General features: G+C 62.5%; 3 protein-coding genes. 2 read left to right on the forward strand and 1 reads right to left on the reverse strand.

The features are described 5' to 3' along the window. Nucleotides 1-2,048 (reverse strand): MFS transporter (locus P9M14_00805; protein ID MDP8254264.1); only part of this gene is annotated, 2,048 nt, incomplete at its 3' end. Between the two features lie 299 nt (nucleotides 2,049-2,347). Between P9M14_00805 and P9M14_00810 the strand changes: the two genes are divergently transcribed. Together P9M14_00810 and P9M14_00815 are read left to right on the forward strand one after the other, a co-directional pair. Further along, complete coding sequence (locus tag P9M14_00810; GenBank protein ID MDP8254265.1) at nucleotides 2,348-3,334, forward strand: GDSL-type esterase/lipase family protein; 987 nt, start codon at nucleotides 2,348-2,350, stop codon at nucleotides 3,332-3,334. 21 nt (nucleotides 3,335-3,355) lie between these two features. After that, nucleotides 3,356-4,099, forward strand: a complete 744-nt coding sequence (locus P9M14_00815; GenBank protein MDP8254266.1) for a class I SAM-dependent methyltransferase — start codon at nucleotides 3,356-3,358, stop codon at nucleotides 4,097-4,099. Nucleotides 4,100-4,393: the final 294 nt, after the last annotated feature.

Genomic DNA, 4,393 nt, shown 5'->3' on the forward strand with positions numbered 1-4,393 from the left:
CCGAAGATCGGGAAGTGCTTCATGGTCACCAGCAGCGGCAGGCAGAGCGCGAATATGCCGTTGCCGATCAGGAACACCTTTTTCTTGCCGACCCGGGCCGACCATTTGTAGACCAGCACGAACGCGGGCAGCGAGATGATCACGATGGCGCCCTGGACCATGCCCGCGATGTCCTCGGTGAAGCCCATGATCACCACGACCATGAACGGGATCATCGCCACCAGGATGTCGATCGCCACGCGGAAGAAGCTGACGCAGATCACGTAGGGCCAGAAGCCGGGGTTTTTCAGGCAGTGGCCGAAGGCCTCCCAGAACTTGAAGGGGACTTGCTTGCTGGCGTCCATCGGGCGCTCGCGCACGTTGAGCACCGAAACCCAGAAGAAGAGCATCATCGCGATGCCCAGCACCCAGGCCGCGAACTTGTAGCCGTCCGAAAAGTGGATCGGCCCCAGGTTGACGCCGCCGCCGTCGAGGTCCGCCACCTGTAGGTCGAAGATCGGCCCGGCCATGGCCACCAGTTGCAGGTCCTCGAATGTGCCGTCTCGGTTGCTCACGCGCAGCGAGACGTTCTCGTTGTTGAAGTTGGCCGCGGCCAGGTCCGGCGCGCCGTCGTCGTTGATGTCGTTCATCACCACGATGATCGGCGAGGGGCCCAGGTCGAGCTTGGCCGCCTCGCGGAACATCGCGTGGCCCTTGCCAAACAAGATCTGCACCGGCTGGCCCTGGCCCGCGGGCACTACCAGGTCCTGTTCGCCGTCGCGGTTCAGGTCGCGCGGCCAGACTGAAACGCCCGGGGCGTCGATGGGGAAGTGCGCCAGGTAGGCGAAGGTGCAGTCGGGATTGCCCAGGCGAATCGCCAGGCGCTGCTCGACCTCGTCAAAGGCGATCAGCTCGGGATAGCCGTCGTCGTTGAGGTCCTCGGCCGTGGCCTGCGAAATCCGCGTGCCCATGGGCAGCTCGAGCGCCTCGTCAAACGCGCCGCCGCCTGTGGAGAGCAGCACCGAGACGCTGCCGCTGCGCGAGTTGGCGACGATCATGTCCGGCAGCCGGTCTTTATTCAGATCCAGGGTCGTAACCCAGCTCGGGCCGTCGCCCACGGGCAGGCTCTCGACCTCGCCGAAGGTGCCGTCGCCCACGCCCAGGCGCATGCTCACGTCGTTGCCCAGGGCGTTGGCCGTAACCACGTCGTAGATGTGGTCGCCGTTGAAGTCGGCCACGGCCACGGAGAACGGTGATTGGCCCATGGGCAGCTCGACCAGCTCGCCGAATTCGCCGTTGCCTTGGCCCAGGCGGACCGAAATGCTGTTGCCGCCCAGGTTGGCGGTCACAACGTCGGGGATGTCGTCCTGGTTGAAGTCGGCCACGGCCACGGTCAGCGACTCGGCGCCCATCGGCAGGGTCACCGGATCGAGGTATTCGCCGTCCTCGCCGGTCAGCCGGTAGGTGATCGTGCCCTCGTCAGGATGCGTCACCACCAGGTCCGGCGTGCCCATGCCGATGTAAATCAGGAAGCCCAGCAGCGCCGTGGCGACGATCATGCCCAGCACGTCGAAGTAGCCCATATAGGTCGAGGTCTCGATGCGCTCGTCGTTGCTGTGCGTGATCTCGGGCAGCAGCGAGAGGTAGGGCGCGACCACCGCGGTGTAGAAGAACCAGAATCCGGATAGGCCGAAGATCAGCCAGGCGACGTTGGCCCAGGCTCCGGGCTCGGAGGGCGGATACCAGAGGATAATCGAGAACAGCGTGAGGAACGGTGCGCCGATTACAACCCACGGAATACGGCGGCCCCAACGCGTGTGATAGCGGTCGGACATGTAGCCCACAAACGGGTCGGCCACCGAGTCGACCATCCGGCCCAGGAAATTCACCAGGGCGAACGCCAAGTAGCCAACGATGTAGATCTTGTTGCCGGCCTCGTCCACCTGGCCGGTGTAGAAGTACAGCAGCCAGCCGACAATGATCGAGGGCGAAAGCGTAACGCCCATCTCGCCCGAGGCGTAGAGCAGACGCTGCCAGATCGTGAGTTCCCGCTGTTTTTGTTCGCTCATTTAACTCTCGAATGTGAGTAACATGGAAGGCAGTTCTGGTTAACATAAATACCAAGCGCTGACAATGCGGCTTGGAGCCGGGCACAAAGCTCGCGTATCACGCTGGTCGTTGGGCAACGCCCCGCCCAGCGTTACGTAAAGCATCTCCAGGCTTGCGGGCCGATGCGGTTTGGAGCCGCCTCAAAGCTCGCAAATTACGCTGGTCACCGGACAACGCCCTGCCCAGTGTCGAATGAAACATCGTTATAAATAGTCCGGGCTTGCGGGCTAATTCGAGCGCATGCTAGCGTCCGAAGGCAATGCGCCTCACCCCCACACGCCGCAAAAGACTCAAGCGACTGAGCTTCGCGCTGATCAGCGTGCTGCTGGTGCTGTTGCTGCTCGAGGTCGCGGCGCGGATAGCGGTCTGGGGCTACCTCAAGGTCGTGGATCCTCAGGGACTGGCCGCCACGTTCAACCCCGATCCCGAGCGCGTGCGGCTCAAGGCCGATCCGGTTACCGGCTGGGCGTTCGACGAGCTGGGGCACTTCCGCTGGCGCGACGATTACGAGTTCACCCGCGACAAGCCGTTCTTCAACTACCGCATTATCGCGGTGGGCGACTCGGTGACCTACGGCGTGCAGGTCGGCGATCATCAGACCTTCTCCGCTTTCCTCGAACGCTTCCTCAACGAGCGGCAGAGCGGATTTCACTTCGAGGTGCTCAACGCCGGAGTGCCTGGATTCAATACGTTGCAGATTTTGCGTTTCCTGCAGAACGAGCTGCTGGCCTGGGATCCGGACATGGTGTTGCTCTACGCCAATCCCGGCGACTCGGAGCTGGGGACCCTCGAGCCGGTGGTTCAGCCGCCGGGAATGGTGGGCGTGGTTCAGCGCCTGTTGTGGCACAGTCGGCTGTACTACCTGCTGCAGCACATGGTCGTGCCGATTCGCGAACGCCTGGCGCAGCCCGAGACCGGCAACGCGCAGCTGAACAATATCGATCTGATCTACGAGACCTGCCGCCGCCAGGGCGTGGACCTGATGCTGGTCAGCTATGTGCTGCACGAGAACGGCGAGCTGCGGGTCGAGCCCTATCCCGCGGGCTGGCATGTTCCCGCGCCGATGGTCGACGGACTGAGCGTCCTACAGCAGTCGGGCTACGATCCCGGCGAGCTTTTTTTCGACGATGTACACATGTTTCCCCTGGGCCATTGGCAGTTGGCCAACGCGATCTACGATACGATCGTCGAACAGGGGTTGATCCAGCGCCGGCTCAAGCAGCGCTACCTCGGCGCGCCCAAGTAGCCGCAAATCAGGGGTTGGACAATGGCAAAGCGTAGCCAGTGGGAAGAGTTTTTCGACAATCACGCGCCGCAGTACATGCAAAACGAGTTCACGGCCAATACCACGGCCGAGGTCGACTTTCTGATCGAGCAGCTCGGACTGACCGTAGGGCAAAGCGTGCTCGACGTGGGCTGCGGCACGGGCCGTCATGCGGTGGAGCTGGCCTCGCGCGGCTTCGAGGTCACGGGCGTGGACTTCTCACAGGGGATGCTCGACCAAGCGCGCTTGGCCGCGCAACGCGCCGGGGTGGAGCTGGAGCTGATCCGTTCCGACGTGGCGCAGTTTCACTCGCAACGGCAATACGACGCGGCGATCTGTCTGTGCGAGGGCGGACTGGCTTTGCTCGGAGCTGAGGACGATCCGATAGAGCGCGACCTGCAGGTGCTGCGTAATATCCTAGAGTCCTTAAAGCCCGGCGCGGGTTTTCTGATGACCACGCTCAACGGCCTGCGCCAGGCCCGGCTGTACTCGGCGGAGGATGTGGCCGCGGGCCGCTACGATCCGCTGACCATGTGCGAGCACAGCACCATGGAGATCGACGCGCCCCAGGGTAAGCAGACGATCAACGTACGCGAGCGGGGCTACGTGGCCACAGAGCTGCGGCTGATGCTCACAACCGCGGGATTTGATGTGCAGCACGTCTGGGGCGGCACTGCGGGCAACTGGGGACGGCGGCCGTTGGAGATTGACGAATTCGAGATCATGGCCGTGGCGCGGCGACCCTAAACCCGATTATTCATGGGCGAGTAATGGGGGGTGGGTAATATTGTTGAAAAACAATATTGGGTGGGCGCTCGGCAAAAATCAGGTTGAGATTTTTTCGGATTGCCGGTCCGAAATACGCTGAGGTAGTTGTCTGGTTCGCACGGGGGCTTGCTCAGCGGGTTCTCAAAGGCGCCCAGTTAATCGAGACAGGTTAAGACTTCTTTTCATCTACTGGCGGACGCACCCAGTGTCCCGCTTTGCCGATGACGCTGGTCAGTCCTATTTTCGGATGAGAACCCGCTGCTCAATCCCCCG

Source organism: Candidatus Alcyoniella australis, from assembly GCA_030765605.1.
Taxonomy (GTDB): domain Bacteria; phylum Lernaellota; class Lernaellaia; order JAVCCG01; family Alcyoniellaceae; genus Alcyoniella; species Alcyoniella australis.